Here is a 25,572-nt window from a genome sequence, read left to right on the forward strand (position 1 = left end):
CCATGGCCGTAAAGAAATTCCCGATCGCCAAGGCGATCAACGAGTCCCTTCGCCGGGCTCTCGACACCGACCCGAAGGTCCTCGTCATGGGCGAGGACGTCGGCAAGCTCGGTGGCGTCTTCCGGGTGACCGACGGCCTGCAGAAGGACTTCGGCGAGGAACGGGTCATCGACACCCCGCTCGCCGAGTCCGGCATCGTCGGCACGGCCATCGGCCTCGCCCTGCGCGGGTACCGCCCGGTGGTGGAGATCCAGTTCGACGGCTTCGTCTTCCCCGCGTACGACCAGATCGTCACGCAGCTCGCCAAGATGCACGCCCGTGCGCTCGGCAAGATCAAGGTGCCGGTCGTCATCCGCATTCCGTACGGCGGCGGCATCGGCGCCGTCGAGCACCACAGCGAGTCCCCGGAGTCGCTGTTCGCGCACGTCGCGGGCCTGAAGGTGGTCACGCCGTCCAACTCGTCGGATGCCTACTGGATGCTCCAGCAGGCCATCCAGAGCGACGACCCGGTGATCTACTTCGAGCCCAAGCGGCGGTACTGGGAAAAGGGCGAGGTCAACACCGAGGCCATCCCCGGCCCGCTGCACAAGGCGAGCACGGTCCGCGAGGGCACGGACGCGACCCTCGTGGCGTACGGCCCGATGGTCAAGACCTGTCTGGACGCCGCCGCGGCCGCCGCCGAGGAGGGCAAGTCCCTGGAGGTCGTCGACCTGCGCACGATCTCGCCGCTCGACTTCGACACGGTGCAGGCCTCGGTCGAGAAGACCCGCCGCCTGATCGTGGTGCACGAGGCGCCGACGTTCTTCGGCTCGGGCGCCGAGATCGCCGCCCGCATCACCGAGCGGTGCTTCTACCACCTGGAGGCGCCGGTGCTGCGCGTCGGCGGCTTCCACGCCCCGTATCCGCCCGCCCGGGTCGAAGAGGACTACCTGCCGGGCCTCGACCGGGTGCTCGACGCCGTCGACCGCTCGCTGGCGTACTGAGGAAGAGGGTCGTGACGACAATGACTGACACCGCTTCGGCCGTGCGCGAGTTCAAGATGCCCGACGTGGGCGAGGGACTCACCGAGGCCGAGATCCTCAAGTGGTACGTCGCGCCGGGCGACACCGTCACCGACGGCCAGGTCGTGTGCGAGGTGGAGACGGCCAAGGCCGCCGTCGAACTGCCCATCCCCTTCGACGGGACGGTGCGGGAGCTGCGCTTCGCCGAGGGCACGACGGTGGACGTCGGCCAGGTGATCATCACGGTGGGCCCGGCCGGCGGCGCCGCGCCCGCCCCCGAGGCCACCCCCGCTCCCGAGGCCACGCCCGCGCCCGCCGCCCCGGAGGAGCCCGAGGCGCCCAAGGGCCGCCAGCCGGTCCTCGTCGGGTACGGCGTCTCCGAGTCCTCCACCAAGCGCCGCGCCCGCAAGCCAGTGCCGGGCCAGGGCGAGGAGCCGCCCGCCGGGGCGTACTACGCGGCGGCGGTGCAGGGCGAGATGAACGGCCACGCCCCCGCGCCCCAGGCCGCCGCCCCGGCTCCGGCCGCTCCGGCCCCCCAGGCCGCGGCACCCACCGGCGCCCGCCCCCTGGCCAAGCCCCCGGTCCGCAAGCTCGCCAAGGACCTGGGCGTCGACCTGGCCACCATCACGCCGACCGGCCCCGACGGGATCATCACCCGCGAGGACGTGCACGCCGCGGTGGCCGCCCCGGCGCCCGCGCCCGCGGTGGTCACGGCCCCGGCCGCGCCCACCCCGGCCGCCGCCCCCGTGGCGGCGGGCGACGCCCGCGAGACCCGCATCCCGGTCAAGGGCGTCCGCAAGGCCACCGCGCAGGCGATGGTCGGCTCGGCCTTCACGGCGCCGCACGTCACGGAGTTCGTGACGGTGGACGTGACGCGCACGATGAAGCTCGTCGAGGAGCTCAAGCAGGATCGTGCCTTCGAGGGGCTGCGGGTCAACCCGCTGCTTCTGATCTCCAAGGCCCTGCTGCTCGCGATCCGCCGCAACCCGGACGTGAACGCGGCCTGGGACGAGGCGAACCAGGAGATCGTCCAGAAGCACTATGTGAACCTGGGCATCGCCGCGGCCACCCCGCGCGGTCTGATCGTGCCGAACATCAAGGACGCGCACGCCAAGACCCTGCCCGAGCTGGCCGCGTCCCTGGGCGAGCTGGTGACCACGGCCCGCGAGGGCAAGACGTCACCCGGCGCCATGCAGGGCGGCACGGTCACGATCACGAACATCGGCGTCTTCGGCATCGACACGGGCACACCGATCCTGAACCCCGGTGAGTCCGCGATCCTCGCGGTCGGCGCGATCAAGCTCCAGCCGTGGGTCCACAAGGGCAAGGTGAAGCCCCGTCAGGTGACCACCCTCGCGCTCTCCTTCGACCACCGCCTGGTGGACGGGGAACTGGGCTCGAAGGTGCTCGGCGACGTGGCGGCGATCCTGGAGCAGCCCAAGCGGCTGATGACCTGGGCGTAGCGCCCACTGGTACGAGGGATCGCCCAGTACGAAGGACGGGGCCCACCGCGATGTGCGGTGGGCCCCGTCCTCGTACTCAAGGGCCTGCGTACTTCAAAGACCCTGCGTGCTTCAAAGACCCGCAGTCGCTACGCGACCTTGAAGCCGTAGTCCATCATCTTCTTCGCGTCCGAGATCCGGGCCGCGGAGGAGGTGGACGTGAGCACCGTGCCGATGACCGTCTTGCCGTTGCGGGTCGCCGCGAAGACCAGGCAGTACTTGGCCTGGGGGCCGGAGCCCGTCTTCACGCCGATCGCGCCGCGGTAGGAGCCGAGCAGGGCGTTGGTGTTCTTCCAGGGCGCCATGGTGCGGGTGCCGCCGGTCTTCGTCTTCGTCTTCGCCGTGTATGTCTTCGTCTTCACGATCGTGCGGAACTGCGAGTACTTCATCGAGTTGCTCGCGAGCTTCGTCAGGTCGCGCGGCGTCGAGTAGTTGGCGCCGTTGCTGATGCCGTCGAACGAGTCGAAGTGCGTGTTCTTCAGCTTCAGGTCCTTGGCCGTCTTGTTCATCTGGCCGATGAAGGACTTCACGCGGGCGGCGCGGGACGAGCCCTTGCCGTACTTGTCCGCGAGGGCGTACGCGGCGTCGCAGCCGGACGGCAGCATCAGCCCGTACAGGAGCTGGCGGACCGTCACCTTGTCGCCCACGATCAGGCGGGCGTGCGAGGCGTTGTTGCGGACGATGTAGTCGCTGTACGCCTTCTGGATCGTGACCTTCGAGTCCAGGTTGAGGTTCCGCTGGCCGAGGACCACCCGGGCGGTCATTATCTTCGTCGTCGAGCCGGTGGCGCGGCGCGTGTCCGCGGCCTTGTTGAACAGTTCCTTGCCCGAGCCGTTGTTCATCAGGAAGCCGCCCTTGGCGGCGATCGACGGCTTGGGCGGCGCGGCGGCCTGCGCGGGAGCCACGGCGATGCCCGTGGTGAGGACGGCTCCGGCGGTGACGGCAGCGGCTGCGCTTATACGGCGCACGCGCACGCCCGGGGTGCGGATTCTCAAGGTGAACGCTCCGTTGTCCCTGCTTGATGAGAGGTAGTTGGCGGCTTATGTCCCGAATCTCCTTGTGGTGCAGGTGAGATGGGACAGCCGTCACAGGGATGACTGACGAGAGGGCGGAACGGATGCGTGCCAAACGGGTAAAGATGCGGCCAAGTCGTGTCGGGTGGATCACGTGCGGGGCGGTGTCCGGATCGATGCCGAGGGCGGTGCTCGGATCGCCGTCCCCGATCGCTGTCCGGATCGTGGACCCGGACTCCCTGCGTATACGTGTTGTATCTATGCTGTGCGCATGCCAGCCGCCCCACCCGCCTCCATGGCCCCGCCCCCGTCCGCCCCGGACGCCTCCCAGTCCTCCAAGGCCTCCCCCAAGGCCTCCCTCAAGCAGCCCCCCGCCGCCGAGCGCGTCTACGCGCACGTCAAGCAGGGCGTCCTGGAGCGCCACTACGAGGGCGGCACGCTCCTCACCGAGGGCGAGCTGGCCGAGGCCGTCGGGGTGTCCCGCACACCGGTGCGCGAGGCGCTGCTCAAGCTGGAGGTCGAGGGGCTGCTGCGGCTGTACCCGAAGAAGGGCGCCCTCGTCCTGCCGGTCTCCGCGCAGGAGATCGCGGACGTCGTCGAGACCCGGCTGCTCGTCGAGACGCACTCGGTGCGCAAGGCGGTGCCCGCGCCGGCCGGACTCCTCGACCGGCTGACGGCGCTGCTCGAACAGCAGCGGGAGCAGGCCGCGGCCGGTGACCTCGCGGCGGCGGCGCGGACCGACCGCTGCTTCCACGCGGAGATCGTCCGCAGCGGCGGCAACGACATCCTGTCCCGCCTCTACGACCAACTGCGCGACCGCCAGCTGCGGATGGGCGTCGCCGTGATGCACTCCCACCCCGACCGCATCGCCAAGACCCTCGCCGAGCACGAGGAGATCCTCGCGGCGCTGACGGCCGAGGACGCCGAGGCCGCGGTCGACGTGGTCACGCGGCACGTCGGCTGGTTCCAGAACCTCGCGCGGGGAGCGGCACGATGACCACCGGCGCGACGGCCGGGTCCGCCCGGCTGCCCGGGGACCCGCCGGGCGGGCGGCGGGCCGTCCTCGTGTGGTCCGTCGGCGTCTCCGTCTACTTCGTCGCCGTCATCTTCCGCACCTCGCTGGGCGTCGCGGGCCTGGACGCCGCCGACCGCTTCCACGTCAACGCCTCCGCTCTCTCCACGTTCTCGATACTCCAACTGCTCGTGTACGCGGGCATGCAGATACCCGTCGGCCTGATGGTGGACCGGCTCGGCACGAAGAAGGTCCTGACCCTCGGCGTGGTCCTGTTCACCCTCGGCCAGCTCGGCTTCGCGCTCTCGCCGTCGTACGGCATGGCACTCGCCTCGCGCGCGCTGCTCGGCTGCGGCGACGCGATGACGTTCATCAGCGTGCTGCGGCTCGGCACCCGCTGGTTCCCCGTCCGGCGCGGCCCGCTCGTCGCGCAGCTCGCCGGGCTCGTCGGCATGGCGGGCAACCTGGTCTCGACCCTGGTGCTCGCCCGGGTCCTGCACGAGGTCGGCTGGACCACCGCGTTCGCGGGCAGCGCGGTCGCCGGAGTCGTCGTGCTCGTGGTGATGGCGGTGTTCCTGAAGGACCACCCCGAGGGCCACGAGCCGGAGCCGCCCGCGGCCCGGTCCGGCGGCGGACCCGGCTTCGTACGCGAACAGATCGCGCTGTCCTGGCGGGAGCCCGGCACCCGGCTCGGCCTGTGGGTGCACTTCACGACGCAGTTCCCCGCGATGGTGTTCCTGCTCCTGTGGGGCCTGCCGTTCCTGGTCGAGGCGCAGGGCCTGTCCCGGGGTGCGGCGGGGGACCTGCTTACGCTGATCGTGCTGGCCAACATGGCGATCGGCCTGGTCTTCGGGCAGGTCGTGGCCCGGCACCACGCGGCGCGGCTGCCGCTGGCGCTCGGCACGGTCGGCGCGACGGCGGCCGTCTGGGCGGCGACGCTCGCCTACCCCGGGGAGCACGCGCCGATGTGGCTGCTCGTGGTCCTGTGCGTGGTGCTCGGCGCCTGCGGTCCGGCCTCGATGATCGGCTTCGACTTCGCACGGCCCGCGAATCCTCCGGAGCGGCAGGGGACGGCCTCCGGCATCACCAACATGGGTGGTTTCATCGCCTCGATGACGACGCTGTTCGCCATCGGTGTGCTGCTCGACGCGACCGGCGACAACTACCGGATCGCCTTCTCCGCGGTCTTCGTCCTTGAGGCCGTCGGCCTCAGCCAGATCCTGCGGCTGCGGAACCGGGCCGCCCGGCGGGAGCGGGAGCGGCTCGTGGCCAGCCGGGTGGAGACGGTGCACGTCCCCGTCTGAGGCGTACGCCCCCGGCCGACACGGGGCCCGCCGCGCCGCCGGGTTCCGGGACCGCCCCGGAACCCCGGCCGGCGCGCTACGGCGTGACCGCGAACTCCCCGAGGATCGCGTCGCCGAGGTCCTGGTCGCCCTCGACCTTCACCCGGTCCTTGACGGCCGCGTACGAGACCCGGCCGCAGGCGAGCCGGAAGTACGTGTCCCAGTCCATCCCGATGGTGGCGAGCGGGCCCAGCGAGGGGGCGCTGTCCACCGTCGCCCTGCCGTCCGCGTCGACGCGGACCGTGCGCAGGAACTCGACGGGGCCGCTCACGTCGAAGACCACCGCGGAGTTCGCCGGGGCACCCGCCTTCTTCGCGACCACCTTCGGCAGTCCCTGCAGCAGCAGATCACGGACGACATACGCCCCCGGGGAATCGGTGTTCCCCGGCTTCCTGAGGGCCGTGCGCAGGTCCTGCTCGTGCACCCACACGTCGAACGCCCGCATCCGCATGGCCAGTTCCAGGGTCTGCTCCGAGCCGAGCGGACCGCGCACCTTCGTCGACGGGTCGCGGGACTCGTTCCGCAGCTGCCGGGAGCGGCGGATGATCGTGTACTCCAGCTCGGAGGTCATCTCGGGCGCCGTGTGGTGCCGGCGGACGTCGACCTGCATCTCCATGTAGCGCTGGCCCTCGGTCTGTACGTGGTACAGGTCGCGCGGCAGGGTGTGGATCGGGCGCGGGTCACCCAGCATCTCGCAGTCGAGGCCGATGACATGGGACACGATGTCCCGCACGGACCAGGCCGGGCAGGGGGTCGGCTGGTTCCACTCCCCCTCGGTGAGGGGGGACACCAGCTCGGATATCGCTTCCACGGAGTGGGTCCAGGCATCGGCGTAGGTTTGAAGGCTGGGATGGAGACTCACGGGACCCCTCGGCGGTCGTACGCGGGCGGTGGGTGTCTGGGACGCGTCGTGGGGGTCCGGGGGCTCCCCCGGAAAATCACAGTACGCTGCCCGCTGGCACCCCTGCAGTGCTTTCGTGTGACGATCGTAGGCCTACTTGACGGCTCGAATGCCAGGACGGTGGTACTGTGCGCGCCTCTCTCCTCCAGATCGACGTAGACGATGACGAAACAGTCAATTCCCGTCGGCAGCGGGTGTCTTCGCTGGTACGCGAGGTCGCCGAACGGGAGCGTCCGGCCCTGGTCGTGCTGCCCGAGCTGTGGACGACGGGCGCGTTCGCCTACGAGTCCTTCGCCGCCGAGGCCGAGCCCCTCGAAGGGCCCACGTACGAGGTGATGGCCAAGGCCGCGCGGGAGGCCGGGGTGTGGCTGCACGCCGGGTCGATCCCCGAACGCGCCCCCGACGGTGCCCTCTACAACACCTCCCTCGTCTTCTCGCCCGAGGGCGAGCTGGCCGCCTCCTACCGGAAGATCCACCGGTTCGGCTTCGACAAGGGGGAGGCCGTGCTGATGGGCGCGGGCACGGAGCTGGTCACCGCCCGTACGTCCGAGGCCGTGCTCGGCCTCGCCACCTGCTACGACCTGCGCTTCCCCGAGCTGTTCCGGGGGCTCGTCGACGCCGGGGCCGAGGTGTTCGTCGTGCCCGCCGGGTGGCCCGCCCGGCGGCGGGCGCACTGGTCGCTCTTCGCCCGTGCCCGGGCCGTCGAGGACCAGGTGTACGTGCTCGCCTGCGGGACCGCGGGGACCCATGCGGGGGTGCCGCAGGCGGGGGCTAGTGTGGTGGTCGACCCGTGGGGCGAGGTGCTTGCCGAGTCGGCCGGGGCCGAGGAGGAGGTCCTCACGGTGGACCTGGACCTGGCCAAGGTGGCCGAGACCCGGGAGCAGTTCCCGGCGCTGAAGGACCGCAGGCTTTCGTAGCGGGGCCGTCGTCCCACCCCCGGGGGGCTCAGTCCTCGCCGCGTTCCTTCTCCGCCAGGCGGATCACGCAGACCGTGATGGCCAGGAGCAGGGCCGGGTCGGCGTCCTCGCGGGTGATGTGGACGCCGTAGGTGTCGCGGACGCTGAACCAGCGCCGGGAGATGTCGGCGAGGAGTTCGCCCTCGTACTCGATGGCGAACTCGCGGTCCAGGATCTTGCCGCTGACGTCGAGGGTGGTCGATCCGTCGGCCAGCTCCACCCGGTAGTGATTGCGGAGCAGGGACAGCCGCTTGCGCTTCACTCTGGCGAGCGGCTCGCTCTCGCGCTCGATCAGCATCGTGTCGCGCAGGGCGAGCATCTTCGCCCGGATGTCGATGAGGACCCGCCCCTGCATGTCCTTCAGCTCGAAGGTGTCCCGCAGGCGCATCGCCTTGCCGTCGACGAAGAAGACCTTCTGGCCCCGGTCGTCCTCGATCCAGTAGTCGTCGCCGATGCCGAAGAGCCGGTCGCGTACGAGAAGTCTCATGCGCCCATGAGTACCCCGAAACAGGTGATATCCCCCCCGCGGCGACCGGCCGGTTCAGCCTTCGAGGAACGCGAGCAGCGCGTCCGCGAGCAGATGCGGGTCGTCGGCGCCGCACAGCTCGCGCGCGCTGTGCATGGACAGGATCGCCACGCCGATGTCGACCGTCTTGATGCCGTGCCGCGCGGCCGTGATCGGGCCGATCGTCGTGCCGCAGGGCATCGAGTTGTTGGAGACGAACGCCTGGAACGGCACGCCCGCCTTCTCGCAGGCGGCGGCGAACACGGCACGGCCGCCGCCGTCCGTGGCGTACCGGTTGTTGACGTTCACCTTCAGGATCGGGCCCCGGTTGGCGCGCGGGTGGTGCGTCGGGTCGTGCCGCTCGGCGTAGTTGGGGTGGACGGCGTGGCCGGTGTCGGAGGACAGACAGACCGTGCCCGCGAAGGCCCGCGCCTTGTCCTCGTACGAGCCGCCGCGCGCGAACACCGAACGCTCCAGGACCGTGCCGAGCAGCGGGCCGTCCGCGCCGGTGTCGGACTGCGAGCCGTTCTCCTCGTGGTCGAAGGCGGCGAGGACGGGGATGTACGGCAGCGCGTCGGCGTCGGGGGCGGTGGCCGCGGCGGCCAGGGCCGCCGTACCGGCGTGCACCGAAAGCAGGTTGTCCATGCGGGGGCCCGCGAGCAGGTCGCGGTCGCGGCCCAGATACGCGGGCGGCTCGATGGAGTGCGTCATCAGGTCCCAGCCCGTCACCTCGCCGGGGGCGAGGCCGCACTCCTCCTCGACGAAGCGGATCAGGTCGCCCTCGCGGACGTCCTCGCCGAGGCCCCAGATGGGCTGCATGTGCTTCTGCTTGTCGAGCTTCAGGCCGTCGGTGTGCACCGAACGGTCCATGTGGATGGCCAGTTGGGGTACGCGGAGCAGCGCGCGGTCGATGTTGACCAGGCGGGACGTGCCGTCCCGCAGGGACAGGCGGCCCGCCAGGCCCAGGTCGCGGTCCAGCCAGGAGTTGAGCAGCGGGCCGCCGTAGATCTCCACGGCCACCTGGCGCCAGCCGTGCGCGCCGGTGTCCGGCAGGGGCTTGACGCGCAGGTTCGGGGAGTCGGTGTGGGCGCCCACGACGCGGAACGGGGTGTGGGGGGCGGCGCCCTCCGGTACGAACCACGCGACGATCGCGCCGCCCCGCAGCACGTACTTGCCGCCGGTCGAGCCGTCCCAGGCGTCGGTCTCGCCGACCTGGCGGAAGCCGGCCTTCTCCAGGCGTTCGGCGGCGCTCGCCACGGCGTGGTACGGCGAGGGGCTTGCCGCCAGGAAGGTCATGAGGTCGTCGGTGTGGCCGCGGTCGAAGCGGGCGCGTGTGCTCATGGCGTCACCTTAACCACGCCCCTGCGGGGGGCTGGTGCGGGTTTCCTGTCCCGCCGCTCCGCGGCGGATCTCTCCCACCCGCCCACCCGTTTCCAGTTGTCCGAGGAGCGGACGCCGCTCGTGGGGGTGACCCGCCGCCGGCGGCCGGCGGCTGGAGTGCTGTGCTGTGCGCCCCTGGGAGAGGGCAGACGGTGGCCCGCTCCCCGGGGCGGAGGAGCGGGCCACCTGGCTCGGGAGGCTTAGAACGCCGCCTCGTCCAGCTCCATCAGGTCGAGGGTCACCGTCTCGGAGAGGGTGCGCTGGGTGGCCACGCCCGGCAGGACGTTCGCTGCGAAGAACTTCGCGGCGGCGATCTTGCCCTGGTAGAACGCCTGGTCCTTCGGGGCGGCGGTCTCCAGCTTCTCGGCGGCCACGGCGGCGCCCCGCAGCAGCAGATAGCCGACGACGACGTCGCCGGAGGCGAGCAGGAGGCGGGTGGTGTTGAGGCCGACCTTGTAGATGGCCTTGACGTCCTGCTCCGTGGCCGCGAGGTCGGTGAGCATGACGCCGACCATGGCCTCCAGCTCGACGGCCGCCTTGGCCAGCTCCTCGCGGGCCCCGGCGAGCTGCTCGCCGCCGGTGCCGACGGCGAGGAACTTCTTGATGTCCTCGGCGAGGCCGTTCAGCGCGGCACCCTGGTTGCGGACGATCTTCCGGAAGAAGAAGTCCTGGCCCTGGATCGCGGTGGTGCCCTCGTAGAGGGTGTCGATCTTGGCGTCGCGGATGTACTGCTCGATCGGGTACTCCTGGAGGTACCCCGAGCCGCCGAACGTCTGGAGCGACTGCGCCAGCTGCTCGTAGGCCTTCTCCGAGCCGTAGCCCTTCACGATGGGCAGGAGGAGGTCGTTCAGGGCGTGGAGCTGCGCCGCGTCCTCGCCGTTCGCCTCCTTGACAGCGATCTCGTCCTGGACGGCGGCGGTGTGCAGGACGAGGGCGCGCATGCCCTCCGCGTACGCCTTCTGCGTCATCAGGGAGCGGCGCACGTCCGGGTGGTGAGTGATGGTCACCTTCGGCGCGGACTTGTCCATGAACTGGGCGAGGTCGGGGCCCTGGACGCGCTCCTTGGCGTACTCCAGGGCGTTCAGGTAGCCCGTGGAGAGCGTCGAGATCGCCTTCGTGCCGACCATCATGCGGGCGAACTCGATGATGCGGAACATCTGGCGGATGCCGTCGTGCTTGTCGCCGATCAGCCAGCCCTTGGCGGGGTGCTGGTCGCCGAACGTCATCTCGCACGTGTTGGACGCCTTCAGGCCCATCTTGTGCTCGACGTTGGTCGCGTAGACGCCGTTGCGCTCGCCCAGCTCGCCGGTCTCCCAGTCGAAGTCGTACTTCGGCACGAGGAAGAGGGACAGGCCCTTGGTGCCGGGGCCGTGGCCCTCGGGGCGGGCGAGGACGTAGTGGAGGATGTTCTCCGACATGTCGTGCTCACCGGACGTGATGAAGCGCTTCACGCCCTCGATGTGCCAGGAGCCGTCCTCCTGCTGCACGGCCTTGGTGCGCCCCGCGCCCACGTCGGAGCCCGCGTCCGGCTCGGTCAGGACCATCGTGGAGCCCCACTGCTTCTCCACGGCGATCTCGGCGACCTTCTTCTGCGCCTCGTTGCCCTCCTCGAAGAGGATGCCGGCGAACGCCGGGCCGGAGGAGTACATCCAGACCGCCGGGTTGGCGCCGAGCAGCAGCTCCGCGTACGCCCAGATCAGGGAGCGGGGGGCGGTGGTGCCGCCGATCTCCTCGGGCAGGCCCAGGCGCCAGTACTCGGAGTCCATGAAGGCCTGGTAGCTCTTCTTGAAGGAGGCAGGGACCGGGGCGGTGCTGGTCGCCGGGTCGAAGACCGGCGGGTTGCGGTCGGCGTCCTCGTAGGAATCGGCCAGCTCGTTCTCCGCGAGGCGGCACAGCTCGCTGAGGATGCTCTTGGCGGTCTCGACGTCCATCTCCGCGAACGGGCCGCTGCCGTACAGCTTGTCGCGGCCGAGCACCTCGAAGAGGTTGAACTCGATGTCGCGGAGATTCGACTTGTAGTGCCCCATGGCGACGGCTCCGTAAGTGGCTTGGGAGGCTGGAATCCTCGTGGGCGTACCAGTAAGTAGCTAGTCGTTGACCATGATGCTACCCGTCGGTAATAAGAGGCAACCCCTGATGGCCCAAGTGTGAGCAGGGTCTATTCGCCCAGGAAGTCGGTGATCAGTCGCTGCCACTGGGCGGGGGCCTCGGCGAAGGGGAGGTGGCCGGTGGCCGTCCCGGCCACGCGGGCGCCGCTGATCCCGGCCGCGACCTCGCGCTGGAGCGCGGGCGGGACGAGCTGGTCCCGGGTGGTCGTGATGACCAGGGTCGGGGCGGTGATCGCGGCCAGGTCGGCGCGGACGTCCGCACGGATCACCAGGTCCACGTGGTCCGCGCTGCCCTCCGGGGCCGACTCCGCCGTGCCCCGCAGGGTCGCGTCGAGCTGCTCCGGGGACAGGGCGTCCAGGGCCTCCGGGCTCAGGGCGAGCGGGAGCAGGAAGCGGGCCAGCTTGTCCCGGTCGCCGGACGAGGCCAGGTGGTGCCAGGTCTGGGCTGCGAGGGTCATCCGGGTGTCCGGGCGGGCGAAGGGGGCCGTCAGGACCAGGGCCTTCACCCGGTCCGGGTGGCGGGCCGCGGTGCGGACGGCCACCGCCGCGCCCAGCGAATACCCCGCCAGGGCGAAGGTGTCCGCGCCCTCCGCGTCGGCCGCGGCGATCAGCTCGTCCGCGAGGCCGTCCAGGGTCAAGGGTGCCTTGGCGCGCGGCGTCCTCCCCGCCCCCGGGTAGTCGATGGCCACGGCCCTGTGCGCCGCCGCCAGGGCCGGCAGGACCGGCCCGAAGTTGGCGTCCACGGAGCCGCCGGCGCCGTGCGCCAGGAGCAGGGCGGGGCCCTCTCCGAGGGTGGTCCGGGCGTACGTCGCCCCGGTCGTGTACGTGCTCGTGCCTGCGGCCATGTGTAGGTCCCCCTCGGGTCGAGTATCTGTAGCCCTCGCTACAAAAAGGTAGTCCCCTCCCGGCCATTTGTCTAGCGACCGCTACATAAACCCCCGCCGCAGGCCACCTGCCCCCCATCGCCAACGCCACCGCCGACCGGGGCTGTGCCCACCCGTGCCGCCCCTGGCGGCCCAGCTGCCCACAGGGCGCCGGCGCCCCCGGTGGCCCGCAGCCCGCAGGCGCCGACGGTGAAGGGCCCCGGCAGGCGGCGTTCACCGTGTTGTGGGGCGGAAACGGGATGGGGGGGGGATTTGGTCCCGGTGGGAGGTGGGGCGGGGTGTCCGGAGTGCCGCGGATCCGGCGTCCGCGTAGGGCGCCCCCGCCAGGATCGGTACGCTGGGCCGCATGTACGGCTACGACCAGCACGCGGGTGTCGGGCAGGGGTACGTCCCGCCGCAACAGCCGCCGCCGCAAGCGCAGACGCCCGGTGGTTACGGCCAGCAGCCCCCGCTGTATCCGGAGCCGTCGCCTCCGTCCCTCGCGGACGCGGTGCGCGCGTTCACCACGGGCTCCATGGCCGCCGAGGACTTCCAGCAGGTCTTCGCGACCTCGAAGGTGTACTGCCCCCGCGGCGACAACCCCGGCTTCCTCGCGCTGCACAACACCCAGCAGCCGGTCATCCCGATGTTCACGTCGCTCAAGGAGCTGCGCCGGTACGCCGGCAAGGACTCCAAGTACTTCGTGATCACCGGCGCGGAGGTCATCGACCTGCTGCCGACCGGCTACGGCTTCGTCCTCGACATGGAGGGCGAGCACCGCATGGTGTTCGACGCGAAGGCGGTCGAGCAGATGGTCGACTTCGCCATGCGCCGCATGTACGGATGACGACCCGCACGTACGGATGACGGACCGCGGGTGCGGCCGACGGTTTCGGCCACGTACCCCGCCCCCAGTGATCACCGGAACGCCCGGAGGGAATGCCCTCCGGGCGTTTCGTGTTCCAGGTGGCAGAAAGTTCTACGTTCAACTAATCTGAGCGTACAAGGAGGTCCCATCCATGCCTGCAGTGACCGTCGAGAATCCGCTGACCCTGCCCAGGGTGACCGTGCCGGGCGACGCCGTGGCCCGCCCCGTGCTCGCCGTGACGACCGCGCCCAGCGGCTTCGAGGGCGAGGGGTTCCCGGTGCGGCGCGCCTTCGCCGGGATCAACTACAAGTACCTCGACCCGTTCATCATGATGGATCAGATGGGCGAGGTGGAGTACGCGGCCGGGGAGCCCAAGGGCACCCCCTGGCACCCGCACCGCGGCTTCGAGACCGTGACGTACCTGATCGACGGCACCTTCGTGCACCAGGACTCCAACGGTGGCGGCGGCACCATCCGCAACGGCGACACCCAGTGGATGACCGCCGGGTCCGGTCTCCTTCACATCGAGGCGCCGCCCGAATCGCTCGTCATGTCCGGCGGGCTCTTCCACGGCCTCCAGCTGTGGGTGAACCTGCCCGCCAAGGACAAGATGATGGACCCCCGCTACCAGGACATCCGAGGCGGCCAGGTGCAGCTCCTGACCACCGGCGACGGCGGCGCGCTGCTGCGGGTCATCGCGGGTGAGCTGGACGGGCACGAGGGCCCGGGCATCACGCACACGCCGATCACCATGGTGCACGCGACCGTGCGGCCCGGGGCCGAGGTCACGCTGCCCTGGCGGGAGGACTTCAACGGGCTCGCGTACGTCCTCGCCGGGCGCGGCACCGTCGGCGCGGAGCGGCGCCCCGTCGAGCTCGGGCAGACCGCCGTCTTCGGGGCCGGTGGCTCGCTGACCGTCCGGGCGGACGAGAAGCAGGACTCCCACACGCCCGACCTGGAGGTCGTGCTGCTCGGCGGGCAGCCCATCCGGGAGCCCATGGCGCACTACGGGCCATTCGTGATGAACACCCGCGCGGAGCTGCAGCAGGCCTTCGAGGACTTCCAGAAGGGCCTGCTGGGTTCGGTCCCCGCCGTGCACGGCATGTGACCCGGCGCAGGGACACGTGACCCGGCGCAGCGGCAGCTGACCCGGCGCCGTCCGTACGGCCTACGCCCCGCTGCGTAGGCCGTACCGCCGTGTTCGGGTGGACCCGTGCACACCCTTCTGCCCGAGGCCGTGCGGCGCGTGGCCGCCTGGTGCGTGGTCACGCTGCTCGTCGCCGGTGTGGCCGGGGTCGGCGTGTGGCTGTGCACCGTGTTCAAGACGGCCGTCACCCCCGTGCTGCTCGCGCTCCTGGGCACGGCGCTGCTCGGGCCGCTGTACCGGCGGCTCGTCCGGATGCGGGTGCAGCGCTCGCTCGCCGCGGGCCTGACCTGCGCCGCCGTGCTCGCGGTCGTCGGCGGCGCGACGTACATCGTGGTCAAGGCGCTCATCGACACCGGCGACCAGATCATCTCGTCCCTGAAGGAAGCCGCCGTCGACCTGTCGAAGCACTTCGGCGCGGCGGGCACCTCCCTCGACGACCTCGCGTCCAACGCCAAGGACCTGCTCGGGAAGTTCGGCGGCACCGCCGCCTCCGGGGTGGTGAGCGGCATCAGCGTGGTCGGCGAGATGATCGCGACCGCCGTGCTCGCGCTGCTGCTCGTGTTCTTCTTCCTGCGCGACTCGCACAAGACCGCGGGCGCGCTGCGCTCCCTGGTGCCCGCGTCCTCCGCCGACACCGTGGAGGCCATGGCGCGCCGCGCGTTCACGGCCGTCGAGGGCTTCATGCGCGGGACGACGTTCATCGCGCTCATCGACGCCGTGTGCATCACCGTCGGCCTGCTGGTCCTGCGTGTGCCGGGCGCCGCCGGGCTCGGCGCGCTCGTGTTCGTCGGCGCCTACATCCCGTACCTGGGGGCGTTCCTGTCGGGCGCCATCGCCGTCCTCGTAGCCCTCGCCGACCGCGGCCCGGTCATCGCCCTGTGGGCGCTCGGCGTCGTCCTCGCCGTGCAGGTCCTCGAAGGGCATGTGCTCCAGCCGATGATCCAGAGCCGGACCGTGCAGATGCATCCGGCGGTGGTGATGCTGGCGATCACCGCGGGGGCGTCCGTCGCCGGGATCATCGGGATGCTGCTCGCCGTGCCGCTGACGGCCGCCGCGTTCGGTGTGCTGTCCGAGCTGCGCGCCCGCTACAGCGCGGCGTCCGGGTCCGCGCCGCCGAAGCCCCCGCCCGCCCCGGCCTCCGGAGCACCGCCCTCTCCGGACGGGTCCCCCGAGCCTTCGTAGAGCTCGAACCAGATGCTCTTGCCCTCGCCCCGCGGATCCACGCCCCACTGGTCGGCGAGCAGTTCCATGAGCACGAGTCCCCGCCCGGACGAGGCGAGTTCGCCGGGGTGGCGCTTGTGCGGCAGGTCGTCGCTGCCGTCGGCGACCTCCACCCGGAGCCTGCGCGCGCGGACCTCGCCGGTGACCTCGGCGACCAGGAGCGCGTCGCCGTCGGTGTGCACGAGCACGTTGGTGATCATCTCGGAGACCAGCAGGACCGCCGAGTCGACCTGCTCGGCGTCCGACCAGTCGTGCAGCAGGTCCCGCAGGTGCTGGCGCGCGCCCGCGACGCGCTCCGGCTCGGCCTGGGCGATGGTCAGCATCGTGCGGCGGGTGTGGGCGCGCTGGTCGGGGCGGCCGGTGCGGCGGAGCAGGAGCACGGCGATGTCGTCCTCGCGGCGGTCGGCGAGGGGGCCCGTGGTGTGGTGCGAGGAGGGCCCGTGCACGGCCTGGACGAGGGTGTCGGCGAGCAGTTCGAGGCTGTCGTCCCCGGTCGGCGGGGCCTCGTAGGCGCCGAAGCCCTCGTGCCCCTCGGGCTCGGCGGCGCCCCCTTCGGCGGAGGCCGCGCCCGCGCCCGCACCCGCACCCGCGGCTCCGGCCGCGTCATCTTCGTACCGCTCAAGAATCTCGCGGATCCGCTTCCAGCCCGTCTCCAGGTCGTGGCCGCCCGTCTCGATGAGGCCGTCCGTGCAGATCAGCATGGTCTCGCCGGTGTCGAGGACGAGCCGGGTCGTCGGGTAGTCGGCGTCCGGGTCGATGCCGAGGGGGAGGCCGCCCGCGATGGGCCGCTGGAGAACCGTTCCGTCACTCATGCGTATGACGGGCTCGGGATGGCCCGCGCGGGCGATCTCCAGGACCCCGGTCGCCGGATCCGCCTCCACGTACAGGCAGGTCGCGAAGCGCGGGTCGGCCGCCGCGCCCCCGTGGTCGTCGCGGGTGTCCGTCGAGCCGTAGGCGATGCCGTCCGTGATGCCGGACAGGAAGCGGGTGGCGCGGGAGAGCACCGCGTCCGGGCGGTGCCCCTCGGAGGCGTACGCGCGCAGGGCGATGCGCAGCTGCCCCATCAGGCCGGCCGCCCGCACGTCGTGGCCCTGGACGTCGCCGATGACGAAGGCGATGCGGCCGCTGGGCAGCGGGATCACGTCGTACCAGTCGCCGCCGACCTGAAGCCCCCCGCCCGTCGGTACGTAGCGTGCGGCGACGCTCATGCCGGGGATCTCCGGGCCGAGCACCGGCAGCATGGAGCGCTGCAGGCCCTCGGTCAGCTCCCGCTCGGACTCCGCGACCCCGGCCCGCGACAGGGCCTGCGCCAGCATGCGCGCGACCGTCGTCAGGACCGAGCGCTCGTCGGGCGTGAACGAGACGGGATAGGTGAACGCCGCCATCCACGCGCCCATCGTGCGGCCCGCGACGATCAGCGGCAGGAACGCCCACGACTGCCGCTCGAAGCGCGAGGCCAGCGGCCAGGCGGTCGGGTAGCGGCGGCGGTAGTCCGCCGGGGACGACAGATAGACGGCGCGGCCGGTGCGCAGCACCTCGGCGGCGGGGTAGTCCGTGTCCAGCGGCATCGACGCGAGCGGGTCGTCGTGGCCGTAGCCGTGGTGGCCGTGGTGGCCGACCAGGGTGAGGCGGTCGGCCTTGGCGCCGAAGACGGCGAGGCCGTCCGGCGAGAAGCCCGGCATGGACAGGCCCGCGGCGACCCGCAGGACCTCCTTGGTGGACCGTGCCTCGGCGAGCGCGCGGCCCGCGTCGAGCAGGAACGCCTCGCGGGAGCGGCGCCAGTCCCCGGTGACGGGCGAGCGGGCGGCCGAGCCGGGGGACGGCTCGGAGACCTCCTGGATGGTGCCGAGCAGTTCGTAGGTGCTGCCGCCCTCGTGGACGATCGGCTTCGTACGGCTGCGCACCGTGCGCAGGACGCGGCGGCCCTGCTCGTCCATGATCCGCAGCCGGGCCTCGGCGAGGGTGCCCTCGGCGACGGCGAGCTGCACGATGCCGTGGATCTCGTTCCAGTCGACGGGGTGGAAGCGGGAGCGCACGCCCGCCTCGGTGGTGGTCTGGGCGTGCGGCGGGAGGCCGAGCAGCCGGGCCGCCTCGGCGTCGAGGGTGACGGTCCCGGTGGCGTTGTCCCAGCGCCACAGGCCGGTGGCGATGACCGAGAGCACGGCGCTCACGGGCGGGAGGGAGTCCCGGTCGGGAGGCAGGGAGGCGTCCCCCACCTGCTCGCGGGGCTCATCGGTGCGCATTGAATCACTGTAGGAACAGTTGTGCACCGCTCGCCACCTTGTCCCCGTCCGTCCGGGGCGGGCGCCCGCCCCGGACACCGGGAGGGGCGCCCGAATACGGGGGGAAGTGATCTTCCACCGGACGGTAGCCTTGACAGCCAGCACCTTCTTTACGCCCGCCGGGGCAGGCCCCCGGCCGGGCACTCCCCGATCCCGAAAGACTGGATGAACGACGATGCATCGGTACAGGTCGCACACGTGCGGTGAGCTCCGGGCCTCTGACGTCGGCACCGACGTCCGGCTGAGCGGATGGCTGCACAATCGGCGCGACCTGGGCGGCATCCTCTTCATCGACCTCCGCGATCACTACGGCATCACGCAGCTGGTCGCCCGCCCCGGCACCGCCGCCGCCGAGACCCTGGACAAGCTCTCCAAGGAGACGGTCGTCCGCGTCGACGGCAAGGTCGTCTCGCGCGGCGCGGAGAACGTGAACCCGGAGCTGCCGACCGGCGAGATCGAGATCGAGGCCGTCGAGGTCGAGGTGCTCGGAGCGGCCGCCCCGCTGCCCTTCACGATCAACGCCGAGGACGGGGTCAACGAGGAGCGGCGCCTGGAGTACCGCTTCCTGGACCTGCGCCGCGAGCGCATGCACCGCAACATCATGCTGCGCAGCGCCGTGATCGCCTCGATCCGCTCCAAGATGGTGGCCCTCGGCTTCAACGAGATGGCGACGCCGATCCTCACCGCGACCTCCCCCGAGGGCGCCCGTGACTTCGTGGTCCCGTCCCGCCTGAACCCGGGCAAGTTCTACGCCCTGCCGCAGGCCCCGCAGCAGTTCAAGCAGCTCCTGATGATCTCCGGCTTCGACCGGTACTTCCAGATCGCGCCCTGCTTCCGCGACGAGGACGCCCGCGCGGACCGCTCGCCGGGCGAGTTCTACCAGCTCGACGTGGAGATGAGCTTCGTCGAGCAGGAGGACGTCTTCCAGCCGATCGAGAGGCTGATGACGGAGATCTTCACCGAGTTCGGCAACGGCCGCGAGGTGACCTCCCCCTTCCCGCGCATCCCGTTCCGCGAGTCGATGCTGAAGTACGGCAACGACAAGCCCGACCTGCGCGCCAAGCTGGAACTCGTCGACATCACGGACGTGTTCGCCGACTCGGAGTTCAAGGCGTTCGCGGGCAAGCACGTGCGTGCCCTGCCGGTGCCGGACACCGCGTCGCAGTCCCGCAAGTTCTTCGACGGCCTCGGTGAGTACGCGGTCGAGCACGGCGCGAAGGGCCTGGCCTGGGTGCGCGTCGCCGAGGACGGCTCGCTGACGGGACCGATCGCCAAGTTCCTGACCGAGGGCGATGTCGAGGAGCTGACCAAGCGCCTCTCCCTCGCCCCCGGCCACGCCGTCTTCTTCGGCGCGGGCGAGTTCGACGAGGTCTCGAAGATCATGAGCGCGGTGCGCGTCGAGGCCGCCAAGCGCGCCGGGCACTTCGAGGAGAACGTCTTCCGGTTCTGCTGGATCGTCGACTTCCCGATGTACGAGAAGGACGAGGAGACGGGTCGCATCGACTTCTCCCACAACCCCTTCTCCATGCCCCAGGGCGGCATGAAGGACCTGGAGGAGAAGGACCCGCTCGACATCCTCGCCTGGCAGTACGACATCGTCTGCAACGGCATCGAGCTGTCCTCCGGCGCCATCCGCAACCACGAGCCCGAGGTCATGCTGAAGGCCTTCGAGATCGCGGGCTACGAGGCGGAGACGGTCGAGCAGGAGTTCGCGGGCATGCTGCGCGCGTTCCGCCTCGGCGCCCCGCCGCACGGCGGCATCGCCCCCGGCGTCGACCGCATGGTGATGCTGCTCGCCGACGAGCCGAACATCCGCGAGACGATCGCCTTCCCGCTCAACGGCAACGCCCAGGACCTGATGATGGGCGCCCCGACGGTGCTTGAGGAGTCCCGCCTCAAGGAGCTGAACATCGCGCTCCGCAAGCCGGCCGCCCCCGCCAAGGCGGCCTCCGGCCAGGGTGAGCAGGACGCCAAGTAGCCTCCGGCACACGGCTGGAAGGGCCCCGACCGCTGACGCGGTCGGGGCCCTTCGCTGTTCGCGTACGCGCGCGCAGGTTCAGCCAGCGCGTCGCGGCTCCGGGGGCCGCGTCAGGCGCCGCCGCTGACGCAGAACGGCTGTCCCGACGGGTCCAGGAGGACCGTCCAGTGCTCCCCGCCGGGCTGGTGCTCCGGCTTGGTCGCGCCGAGGCCGAGCAGGCGGCTCTCGGCCGCCGCGACGTCCGGGAAGCTCAGGTCGAGGTGGAAGGGCAGTTCCTCGGCGGGCCAGTTCGGCGGCCTGTGGTCCTTGGCCGTGTAGAAGATGTACGTCGTCGTGCCGTCGGTGACCGTGAAGGCGACGGGGACGCCGTTCTCGTCCGGGTAGTCCTGGGTGCGCCGCCAGCCGAGCGCCGCCGCCCAGAAGTCGGCGAGCGCGCGGCCGTCGTGGCCCCAGAAGGCGTACGAGGCGACCTTGGCGGTGACGGGGTTCGCTGTCATGGTCACTCGCCCTCCTGGCGCTGGTTGACGCCGATGACGTAGCCGTCGGGGTCGGTGAAGTACAGGATCCTGCGGCCCTCGACGTCGGTCTCCTTGATCACGTCGACCAGCGGCCTGATCCGCTCCACGTACCCGTCGAAGTCGGCCACGCCCAGATAGAACATGCCGAAGGCGCCCACCGGGAAGTCCTTGTGCACCGGCAGCCACTTCCGCAGGTGCTCGGCGCGGTGGACCATCAGCGCGAACCGGCCCTCGAACAGCAGGATGCGCAGGTCGTCCTCGGGGTCGTCGTTGCCGGGCAGCGCGGTGAAGCCGAGCTTCTCGTAGAACGCGACGGTCACGTCGGTGTCCGTGACGCCGAGGCAGGGGGCGATGGTGGGGGCACTCATGGGGATCACCTCTCGGGGGTGGGGGGGAGGGGGGCAGTGCCTAGTGCGGCAGCGACTAGTACATCTGTACTGTAAGGGAGATTCGGTAGTGGCGCAATACGGACATCTTTCGCATTCAATTTCCGCTGGCGTGGTGCTTGGCATTACGGTACGTATGTACTGATCAAGTCGTCCCCGTAGGTGGAGGAGCCCCGTATGGCCGTCGAAGGGCGTCGTCGCCGGGATCCGGCGCGGCGGGTCGAGGAGATCGTCGCCGCCACCGAGCGGGTCATCGCCGAGCGCGGCATCGAGGGGCTCACGCACCGCGCGGTCGCCGCCGAGGCGGGCGTGCCGCTGGGCGCGACGACGTACCACTTCGCCACGAAGGACGACCTGATCGCGGCCGCCCTGCGCCGCTCCGTCGACCGGTTCGGGGCGTATCTCGACGAGTGGGTCGCGCGCCGCCCCGGCCTCACCGCCGAGCAGTGCGCCGTGCTGCTCGCCGACGCCGTACTGCCGCCCGAGGACGGGCCCGAACGCGACCGGCAGATGGTGGAGTTCGAGCTGTACGCCGCCGCCATGCGCCGCCCCGCCCTGCGGGATATCGCCGAGCAGCACCACCGGCTCTCCGTGCGGGCCCTCGCCCACTACACCGACGCGGACACCGCCGAGGCGGCCGGTGTCGCGCTCCTGGGCGTGAGCCTGCGGGCCCTGGCCGCGCCGGAGCCGCCCACCCGGGCGGAGGTCGAGCGGGTGCTGCGGCGCATTCTCGTGCCCAATCCGGCGCTCGGGGATGACGCCGGTACGTCGGGGTCGGAGGCCGGGTCGGAGCCGGGGTCGGGGCCGGAGGGCGGGCGGTGATCGCCCGGCGGCGCGCCGTCACGGACGCCGAGCGGCGTGCCCGGCTCGGCGCCCGGCACCTGCTCGCGCCCGGCACCCGCGCCGACCGGATCGAGGACGTCGCCGACGCCCTGGTCGGCCTGCACGCCACCGACCCGGCGACGGTGTTCCTGTCCGCCGCGGCCCGGCTCGCGGAGCCGTCCGTCGCCGAGGTGGAGCGGGGGCTCTACGACGACCTCACGGTGACGCGGATGCTGTGCATGCGGCGCACCATGTTCGTCGTGCCGACCCCGCTCGCGCCGCTCGTGCACGCCTCGACCGCGCGGGCCGTCGCCGCCAAGGAGCGCGCGGGCTCGCTCGCGTTCCTCGCGGGGATCGGCTGGGACGAGCGCCGGTACGCCGCCGTGGAGCGGGCCGCGCTCGCCGCGCTGGCCGCCCGGGGCGCCGCGGGCGCCGCCGAACTCGCCCGTGACGTGCCGGAGTTGAGCGAGAAGGCGCTGGTCAGCCCCGGCAAGTCGTACGCGTCCTGGCAGACCGCGGGCTCCCGGATCCTGCGGGTCCTCGCGGCCGAGGGGCGGATCCGGCGGGCCAGGCCGCGCGGCGCGTGGACCTCCAGCCAGTTCCGGTGGACGCTCGCACCCGAGCCCCCGGCCCTCGACCCGGCCCATGCCTCCACCCCCGACCCCGACCTGGACCCGCCCGCCGCCAAGGCCGCCCTGGCCCGCCGCTATCTGTACGCCTTCGGCCCGGTCACCGTGGACGACCTGAAGTGGTGGACCGGCTGGACGCTCACCGACGCGCGCAAGGCCCTTGCCGCGGTGGGCGCGCGGGACGTGGACCTGGACGACGGCGGCACCGGCCATCTCGCGCCCGACGACGAGGACCCCGTGCCCGCCGCCGAGCCCTGGGTCGCCCTGCTGCCCGGCCTCGACCCCACGCCGATGGGCCGCCGCCACCGCGACTTCTACCTCGACCCGGCGCACGTGCCCGCCCTCTTCGACCGCAACGGCAACATCGGCCCGACCGTGTGGGCCGACGGCCGGATCGTCGGGGCGTGGGCGCAGCGCGCGACGGGGGAGGTGGCGTACCGGCTGCTCACGGACGTGGGCGCGGCGGCGCGCGAGGCGGTGGCCGGGCGGGCCAGGGAGCTGGCCGAGTGGCTCGGGCCGACGCGGGTCACTCCGGCCTACCGGACGCCGCTGGAGCGGGAGTTGGCGGGCGGGAAGCGCTGATGCGCCGGGTGCGGGCCATGGTCCACGAGGGCCCCGCCCGGCGAACACGAGGGCCCCGCCCGGTGATGTCGGCTCGGACATTTCGCTTCCATTCCCGGGCCACTCCACTACTCTGACGGTTCATCACGCATACGGTGCGTGCACGCGGGGCGCACACGGCGCGTGTGCGCCGGACGGGCAGAACGGCGACACATCGGGGGGCCGGTGTCCGACGATCTGGGATTCGGCAAGCTGCTGGACGACGACGGCCTGTTCGCCCGGCTGCTCGGCAAGACCTGCAAGGGGCGCAACCGCCCGCTCCTGTACGGGCCCGACCTGCCGGTGGTGTTCCTCACCGGCGGCCCCGGCATGGGCAAGGGGCGGCTGCTGCGCTGTGTACGGGACGAGTTCGGGCGCCACGTGCCGGCCGCCCACCTCGACTGCGCCGCGCCCGTGCACGCCGCACGGGCCGCCCAGCACCCCAGCACGCGCTCCGAAGTCACCGAGGCCTTGCGGGAGTTGGCCGTCCAGTTCGGCGCCTGGGGCGGGGACGGCGGGGCCATCGGCGTGCCGCGGCTGTACGCGGGCCTGGTGGCCGTCGCGGCCGGGGATCCGCTCGCGGGCCAGGCCGCCGGTCTCGACGAGGTGCGCAGGCACGACGACCTGCTGCCGAAGGGCTCGTTCTGGGGCGGTGTGCTGCACCGCGCGTTCCGCTCCTACCTCGCCGCGCTCGCGGCCCTGCTCGCCGCCCAGCCGCTGGCCACCCCGCTCATCACCGCCATCCTCGACGAACTCTTCGAGCGGATCTCCTCGGAGGGCAGGGCCACCCTGGAGGACTGCTACGGCGCCTACTCGGGCGCGGCCGGACACCCCCGGCTCGGACTGCACGCCCTGAGCGTCGACTTCCAGCAGGGCGGCGAGGGCCGCGCCAACGCCGAGAGCTTCCTGTTCCGGGCGCTGCGCGAGGACGTCGAGGCCGCGTACACCTCGGTACGGGGCCGGATGGCGCGGGCCGGGCGGCCCGCCGTGCTGCTCGACCACGCCGACAACGCCCTCGGCCGACGGCTGCTGCGGCCCGTCCTGCTCGACCGGGAGAGCGGGCACCACGACCGCGTGGTGGTGTGCGCGACGGCCCGCCGCGCGGACGGCGGCCGCTTCCTGTACCGGTCGACGGACGCCGACGCGGAGGTGGTGACGGCCTGGGGTCCTGGTGACGGCGGGCTGCCCGGGTGGGAGCGCAGGCAGGGGGGTGTGCCGGGGCTCGTCGCGCCCGCGCGGGGCGCCCTGCTCGTCGGCATGCCGAGGCTGACGACGGAACAGCAGAACAATGAGGTGGCGCGGTTGCAGGGGCATGGGGGGCGGTCCGGGCAGGCGGGTCAGGCGGGGTACGGGGGGCACGGGAGCCGCTCCGGTCACGCAGGTCACGTGGGCCACGCGGGCCCCGGCCACCCCGGTCCCCCCGGGCACCAGCCGGGCGAGCACGCGTCGCGGTTGCGCGTGGAGAGCGGGATCCACCGGCTCGGCGGCGGGCGGCCCCGGTTCGTCACGCGGCTCGGCGAGGGCGCGGCGTCGCTGCGGGCGCCGGACCCGGCCGCGTTCACCGACTGGGACCTGCTCGACGCGCCGGTGCGCTCGCGGGCGGAGCCGGAGGGGCGCCCGGTGCCGGTCGCCGAGCTGCTCCTGGACGACCTGGTGACCCGCCAGCTCCCCGAGGAACTGCCGCCCGAGCAGCACGACCACTGGCTCGACCTGCTCAGCCATCTGTCGGTCGCCCACACCGGGGCATGCGCGCAGCGCCTGATGCAGGCCCGCCAAGAAGGCCGCGACGAGCGCCTGTCCGCGTACCGCATCACCGAACTCCTCGCCGACAGCGGCTGGCCGCAGTGCCCGCGCCACTTCATCGGCGACCGGGGGCTGCGGCATCTGCTGATGCGGCGGCTGTACCGGCTGCGCCCGGACGGCGCCGCCTGGCAGCGGGACCACGAGCTGCTGCGCGACCACTTCGCGGCCCGCCCGGCCCCCGACGCCGACGCACAGTGCGGCACGGCGGGCGCGCACGCGGCGCACCACCAGCTCGCGGCCGGGGGCGTCGAGGCGGCCGTGGACCAGCTGACCGGGGCGTTCCCGCTGCGGGACGCCTCGCGTTCCATGGCGCAGTGGTGCGAGGAACTCCTTGCCGTCGCGGGCGCCCCGTGCGCGGTCCCGCTGTCCGGCACCCCGGACGACCGGCACGCCCGCGCGCTCGGCGAGGCCCCGTCCGCCGGTGGCGACTGGCTGCGGCGCCGCGTCGACCGGCTGCTGCACGCGGTGTGGCTGTACGAGGACCGGACGCGCCCGGTCGACCAGGCGCTGACCGGGACGTGGCGGCCGTTGCTCGACCGGCTCGGCGAGGAGCCGGTGCCGGGGACGGAGGTGCTCACGCGCAAGGCCGGTGAGTGGGCGCAACTCGCCCAGGAGAGACAGCCGTTGAGCCCGTGCGCGTGCACGCGGCACATCGGCTAGCGCTACGGGCTCCGGCCGGGCCGACGCCCGGTCGGCGAGGGGCTCGGTCGGCGAGGACTCGGTCGGCGAAGGGC

21 protein-coding genes are annotated in these 25,572 nt (G+C 72.1%); 12 read left to right on the top strand and 9 right to left on the bottom strand.

What is annotated here, in order from left to right:
- Nucleotides 1-2 precede the first annotated feature (2 nt).
- Together ACZ6AA_RS13705 and ACZ6AA_RS13710 are read left to right on the top strand one after the other, a co-directional pair.
- On the top strand, nt 3-983 hold the full coding sequence (locus tag ACZ6AA_RS13705) for an alpha-ketoacid dehydrogenase subunit beta (protein ID WP_468454074.1): 981 nt from the start codon (nt 3-5) through the stop codon (nt 981-983).
- An 11-nt stretch (nt 984-994) separates the two neighbouring features.
- Nucleotides 995-2,464: a dihydrolipoamide acetyltransferase family protein gene (locus tag ACZ6AA_RS13710; protein ID WP_468454076.1), complete on the top strand. Its 1,470-nt coding sequence runs from the start codon at nt 995-997 to the stop codon at nt 2,462-2,464.
- A 128-nt stretch (nt 2,465-2,592) separates the two neighbouring features.
- Here the strand turns inward: ACZ6AA_RS13710 and ACZ6AA_RS13715 are convergent, their stop codons facing one another.
- Nucleotides 2,593-3,498: a D-alanyl-D-alanine carboxypeptidase family protein gene (locus ACZ6AA_RS13715; protein WP_469006456.1), complete on the bottom strand. Its 906-nt coding sequence runs from the start codon at nt 3,496-3,498 to the stop codon at nt 2,593-2,595.
- 313 nt (nt 3,499-3,811) lie between these two features.
- On the opposite strand from ACZ6AA_RS13715, the gene ACZ6AA_RS13720 reads away from it, so the two are divergent.
- Both ACZ6AA_RS13720 and ACZ6AA_RS13725 read left to right on the top strand, forming a co-directional pair.
- The gene (locus tag ACZ6AA_RS13720) at nt 3,812-4,513 is read left to right on the top strand and encodes a GntR family transcriptional regulator (RefSeq protein WP_468454321.1); all 702 of its coding nucleotides are present in this window, start codon (nt 3,812-3,814) and stop codon (nt 4,511-4,513) included.
- On the top strand, nt 4,510-5,832 hold the full coding sequence (locus tag ACZ6AA_RS13725) for an MFS transporter (protein WP_471458060.1): 1,323 nt from the start codon (nt 4,510-4,512) through the stop codon (nt 5,830-5,832). Before ACZ6AA_RS13720 ends, ACZ6AA_RS13725 begins: the two co-directional genes overlap by 4 nt.
- A 76-nt stretch (nt 5,833-5,908) precedes the next feature.
- On the opposite strand, the gene ACZ6AA_RS13730 is transcribed toward ACZ6AA_RS13725, so the two are convergent.
- Nucleotides 5,909-6,733, bottom strand: a complete 825-nt coding sequence (locus ACZ6AA_RS13730) for a maleylpyruvate isomerase family mycothiol-dependent enzyme (protein WP_471458062.1) — start codon at nt 6,731-6,733, stop codon at nt 5,909-5,911.
- Nucleotides 6,734-6,900: 167 nt separating this feature from the next.
- On the opposite strand from ACZ6AA_RS13730, the gene ACZ6AA_RS13735 reads away from it, so the two are divergent.
- On the top strand, nt 6,901-7,689 hold the full coding sequence (locus tag ACZ6AA_RS13735; RefSeq protein WP_471458064.1) for a carbon-nitrogen family hydrolase: 789 nt from the start codon (nt 6,901-6,903) through the stop codon (nt 7,687-7,689).
- A gap of 28 nt (nt 7,690-7,717) precedes the next feature.
- On the opposite strand, the gene ACZ6AA_RS13740 is transcribed toward ACZ6AA_RS13735, so the two are convergent.
- From ACZ6AA_RS13740 to ACZ6AA_RS13755, 4 genes are all read right to left on the bottom strand, one after another.
- Nucleotides 7,718-8,215 (bottom strand): LURP-one-related/scramblase family protein, encoded by a 498-nt coding sequence (locus tag ACZ6AA_RS13740; RefSeq protein WP_471458066.1) that lies wholly within the window; start codon nt 8,213-8,215, stop codon nt 7,718-7,720.
- 54 nt (nt 8,216-8,269) lie between these two features.
- Entirely contained in the window at nt 8,270-9,574 is a 1,305-nt protein-coding gene (locus ACZ6AA_RS13745) for a M18 family aminopeptidase (RefSeq protein ID WP_471458068.1), read from the bottom strand.
- A gap of 239 nt (nt 9,575-9,813) precedes the next feature.
- Nucleotides 9,814-11,640: an acyl-CoA dehydrogenase gene (locus ACZ6AA_RS13750; protein ID WP_471458070.1), complete on the bottom strand. Its 1,827-nt coding sequence runs from the start codon at nt 11,638-11,640 to the stop codon at nt 9,814-9,816.
- A gap of 131 nt (nt 11,641-11,771) precedes the next feature.
- Complete coding sequence (locus ACZ6AA_RS13755) at nt 11,772-12,566, bottom strand: alpha/beta fold hydrolase (RefSeq protein ID WP_468481577.1); 795 nt, start codon at nt 12,564-12,566, stop codon at nt 11,772-11,774.
- Nucleotides 12,567-12,951: 385 nt separating this feature from the next.
- On the opposite strand from ACZ6AA_RS13755, the gene ACZ6AA_RS13760 reads away from it, so the two are divergent.
- The 3 genes from ACZ6AA_RS13760 to ACZ6AA_RS13770 all read left to right on the top strand — a co-directional run bounded on the left by ACZ6AA_RS13760 (nt 12,952) and on the right by ACZ6AA_RS13770 (nt 15,781).
- Nucleotides 12,952-13,431 (top strand): SseB family protein, encoded by a 480-nt coding sequence (locus ACZ6AA_RS13760; RefSeq protein ID WP_385709664.1) that lies wholly within the window; start codon nt 12,952-12,954, stop codon nt 13,429-13,431.
- A 172-nt stretch (nt 13,432-13,603) separates the two neighbouring features.
- A complete protein-coding gene (locus ACZ6AA_RS13765; RefSeq protein WP_468454093.1) occupies nt 13,604-14,560 on the top strand; it encodes a pirin family protein in 957 nt (318 codons plus the stop codon).
- A gap of 105 nt (nt 14,561-14,665) precedes the next feature.
- On the top strand, nt 14,666-15,781 hold the full coding sequence (locus ACZ6AA_RS13770; RefSeq protein WP_471458072.1) for an AI-2E family transporter: 1,116 nt from the start codon (nt 14,666-14,668) through the stop codon (nt 15,779-15,781).
- Here the strand turns inward: ACZ6AA_RS13770 and ACZ6AA_RS13775 are convergent.
- Nucleotides 15,685-18,063: an ATP-binding SpoIIE family protein phosphatase gene (locus ACZ6AA_RS13775; RefSeq protein WP_471458074.1), complete on the bottom strand. Its 2,379-nt coding sequence runs from the start codon at nt 18,061-18,063 to the stop codon at nt 15,685-15,687. The genes ACZ6AA_RS13770 and ACZ6AA_RS13775 overlap by 97 nt on opposite strands.
- A 214-nt stretch (nt 18,064-18,277) precedes the next feature.
- Here ACZ6AA_RS13775 and aspS point away from each other — a divergent pair, with 214 nt between their 5' ends.
- Nucleotides 18,278-20,080 carry an aspartate--tRNA ligase gene (gene aspS, locus ACZ6AA_RS13780; RefSeq protein WP_468454099.1) on the top strand — a complete coding sequence of 601 codons (1,803 nt, stop codon included), beginning with the start codon at nt 18,278-18,280 and terminating at the stop codon, nt 20,078-20,080.
- A gap of 110 nt (nt 20,081-20,190) precedes the next feature.
- Here aspS and ACZ6AA_RS13785 read toward each other — a convergent pair whose 3' ends face one another.
- The gene (locus tag ACZ6AA_RS13785) at nt 20,191-20,577 is read right to left on the bottom strand and encodes a VOC family protein (RefSeq protein WP_468454101.1); all 387 of its coding nucleotides are present in this window, start codon (nt 20,575-20,577) and stop codon (nt 20,191-20,193) included.
- A gap of 2 nt (nt 20,578-20,579) precedes the next feature.
- Entirely contained in the window at nt 20,580-20,966 is a 387-nt protein-coding gene (locus ACZ6AA_RS13790; protein ID WP_468454103.1) for a VOC family protein, read from the bottom strand.
- Nucleotides 20,967-21,161: 195 nt separating this feature from the next.
- Here ACZ6AA_RS13790 and ACZ6AA_RS13795 point away from each other — a divergent pair, with 195 nt between their 5' ends.
- The 3 genes from ACZ6AA_RS13795 (at nt 21,162) to ACZ6AA_RS13805 (ending at nt 25,498) form a co-directional block, all read left to right on the top strand.
- Nucleotides 21,162-21,806 (top strand): TetR/AcrR family transcriptional regulator, encoded by a 645-nt coding sequence (locus ACZ6AA_RS13795; RefSeq protein ID WP_471458077.1) that lies wholly within the window; start codon nt 21,162-21,164, stop codon nt 21,804-21,806.
- Nucleotides 21,803-23,017 (top strand): winged helix DNA-binding domain-containing protein, encoded by a 1,215-nt coding sequence (locus tag ACZ6AA_RS13800; RefSeq protein WP_471458079.1) that lies wholly within the window; start codon nt 21,803-21,805, stop codon nt 23,015-23,017. Before ACZ6AA_RS13795 ends, ACZ6AA_RS13800 begins: the two co-directional genes overlap by 4 nt.
- A 204-nt stretch (nt 23,018-23,221) precedes the next feature.
- Complete coding sequence (locus ACZ6AA_RS13805; protein ID WP_471458081.1) at nt 23,222-25,498, top strand: hypothetical protein; 2,277 nt, start codon at nt 23,222-23,224, stop codon at nt 25,496-25,498.
- The last annotated feature ends 74 nt before the right edge of the window (nt 25,499-25,572 follow it).

The organism is Streptomyces sp. NPDC040610 (assembly GCF_055594065.1).

Excerpts from the sequence above, each read along its gene's own strand:
- ACZ6AA_RS13705 (WP_468454074.1), top strand. The coding sequence starts at position 3 with ATGGCCGTAAAGAAATTCCCGATCGCCAAGGCGATCAACGAGTCCCTT.
- ACZ6AA_RS13720 (WP_468454321.1), top strand. The coding sequence starts at position 3,812 with ATGGCCCCGCCCCCGTCCGCCCCGGACGCCTCCCAGTCCTCCAAGGCC.
- ACZ6AA_RS13725 (WP_471458060.1), top strand. The coding sequence starts at position 4,510 with ATGACCACCGGCGCGACGGCCGGGTCCGCCCGGCTGCCCGGGGACCCG.
- ACZ6AA_RS13740 (WP_471458066.1), bottom strand. The coding sequence starts at position 8,215 with ATGAGACTTCTCGTACGCGACCGGCTCTTCGGCATCGGCGACGACTAC.
- ACZ6AA_RS13745 (WP_471458068.1), bottom strand. The coding sequence starts at position 9,574 with ATGAGCACACGCGCCCGCTTCGACCGCGGCCACACCGACGACCTCATG.
- ACZ6AA_RS13750 (WP_471458070.1), bottom strand. The coding sequence starts at position 11,640 with ATGGGGCACTACAAGTCGAATCTCCGCGACATCGAGTTCAACCTCTTC.
- ACZ6AA_RS13755 (WP_468481577.1), bottom strand. The coding sequence starts at position 12,566 with ATGGCCGCAGGCACGAGCACGTACACGACCGGGGCGACGTACGCCCGG.
- ACZ6AA_RS13760 (WP_385709664.1), top strand. The coding sequence starts at position 12,952 with ATGTACGGCTACGACCAGCACGCGGGTGTCGGGCAGGGGTACGTCCCG.
- ACZ6AA_RS13765 (WP_468454093.1), top strand. The coding sequence starts at position 13,604 with ATGCCTGCAGTGACCGTCGAGAATCCGCTGACCCTGCCCAGGGTGACC.
- ACZ6AA_RS13775 (WP_471458074.1), bottom strand. The coding sequence starts at position 18,063 with ATGCGCACCGATGAGCCCCGCGAGCAGGTGGGGGACGCCTCCCTGCCT.
- aspS (WP_468454099.1), top strand. The coding sequence starts at position 18,278 with ATGCATCGGTACAGGTCGCACACGTGCGGTGAGCTCCGGGCCTCTGAC.
- ACZ6AA_RS13785 (WP_468454101.1), bottom strand. The coding sequence starts at position 20,577 with ATGACAGCGAACCCCGTCACCGCCAAGGTCGCCTCGTACGCCTTCTGG.
- ACZ6AA_RS13790 (WP_468454103.1), bottom strand. The coding sequence starts at position 20,966 with ATGAGTGCCCCCACCATCGCCCCCTGCCTCGGCGTCACGGACACCGAC.
- ACZ6AA_RS13795 (WP_471458077.1), top strand. The coding sequence starts at position 21,162 with ATGGCCGTCGAAGGGCGTCGTCGCCGGGATCCGGCGCGGCGGGTCGAG.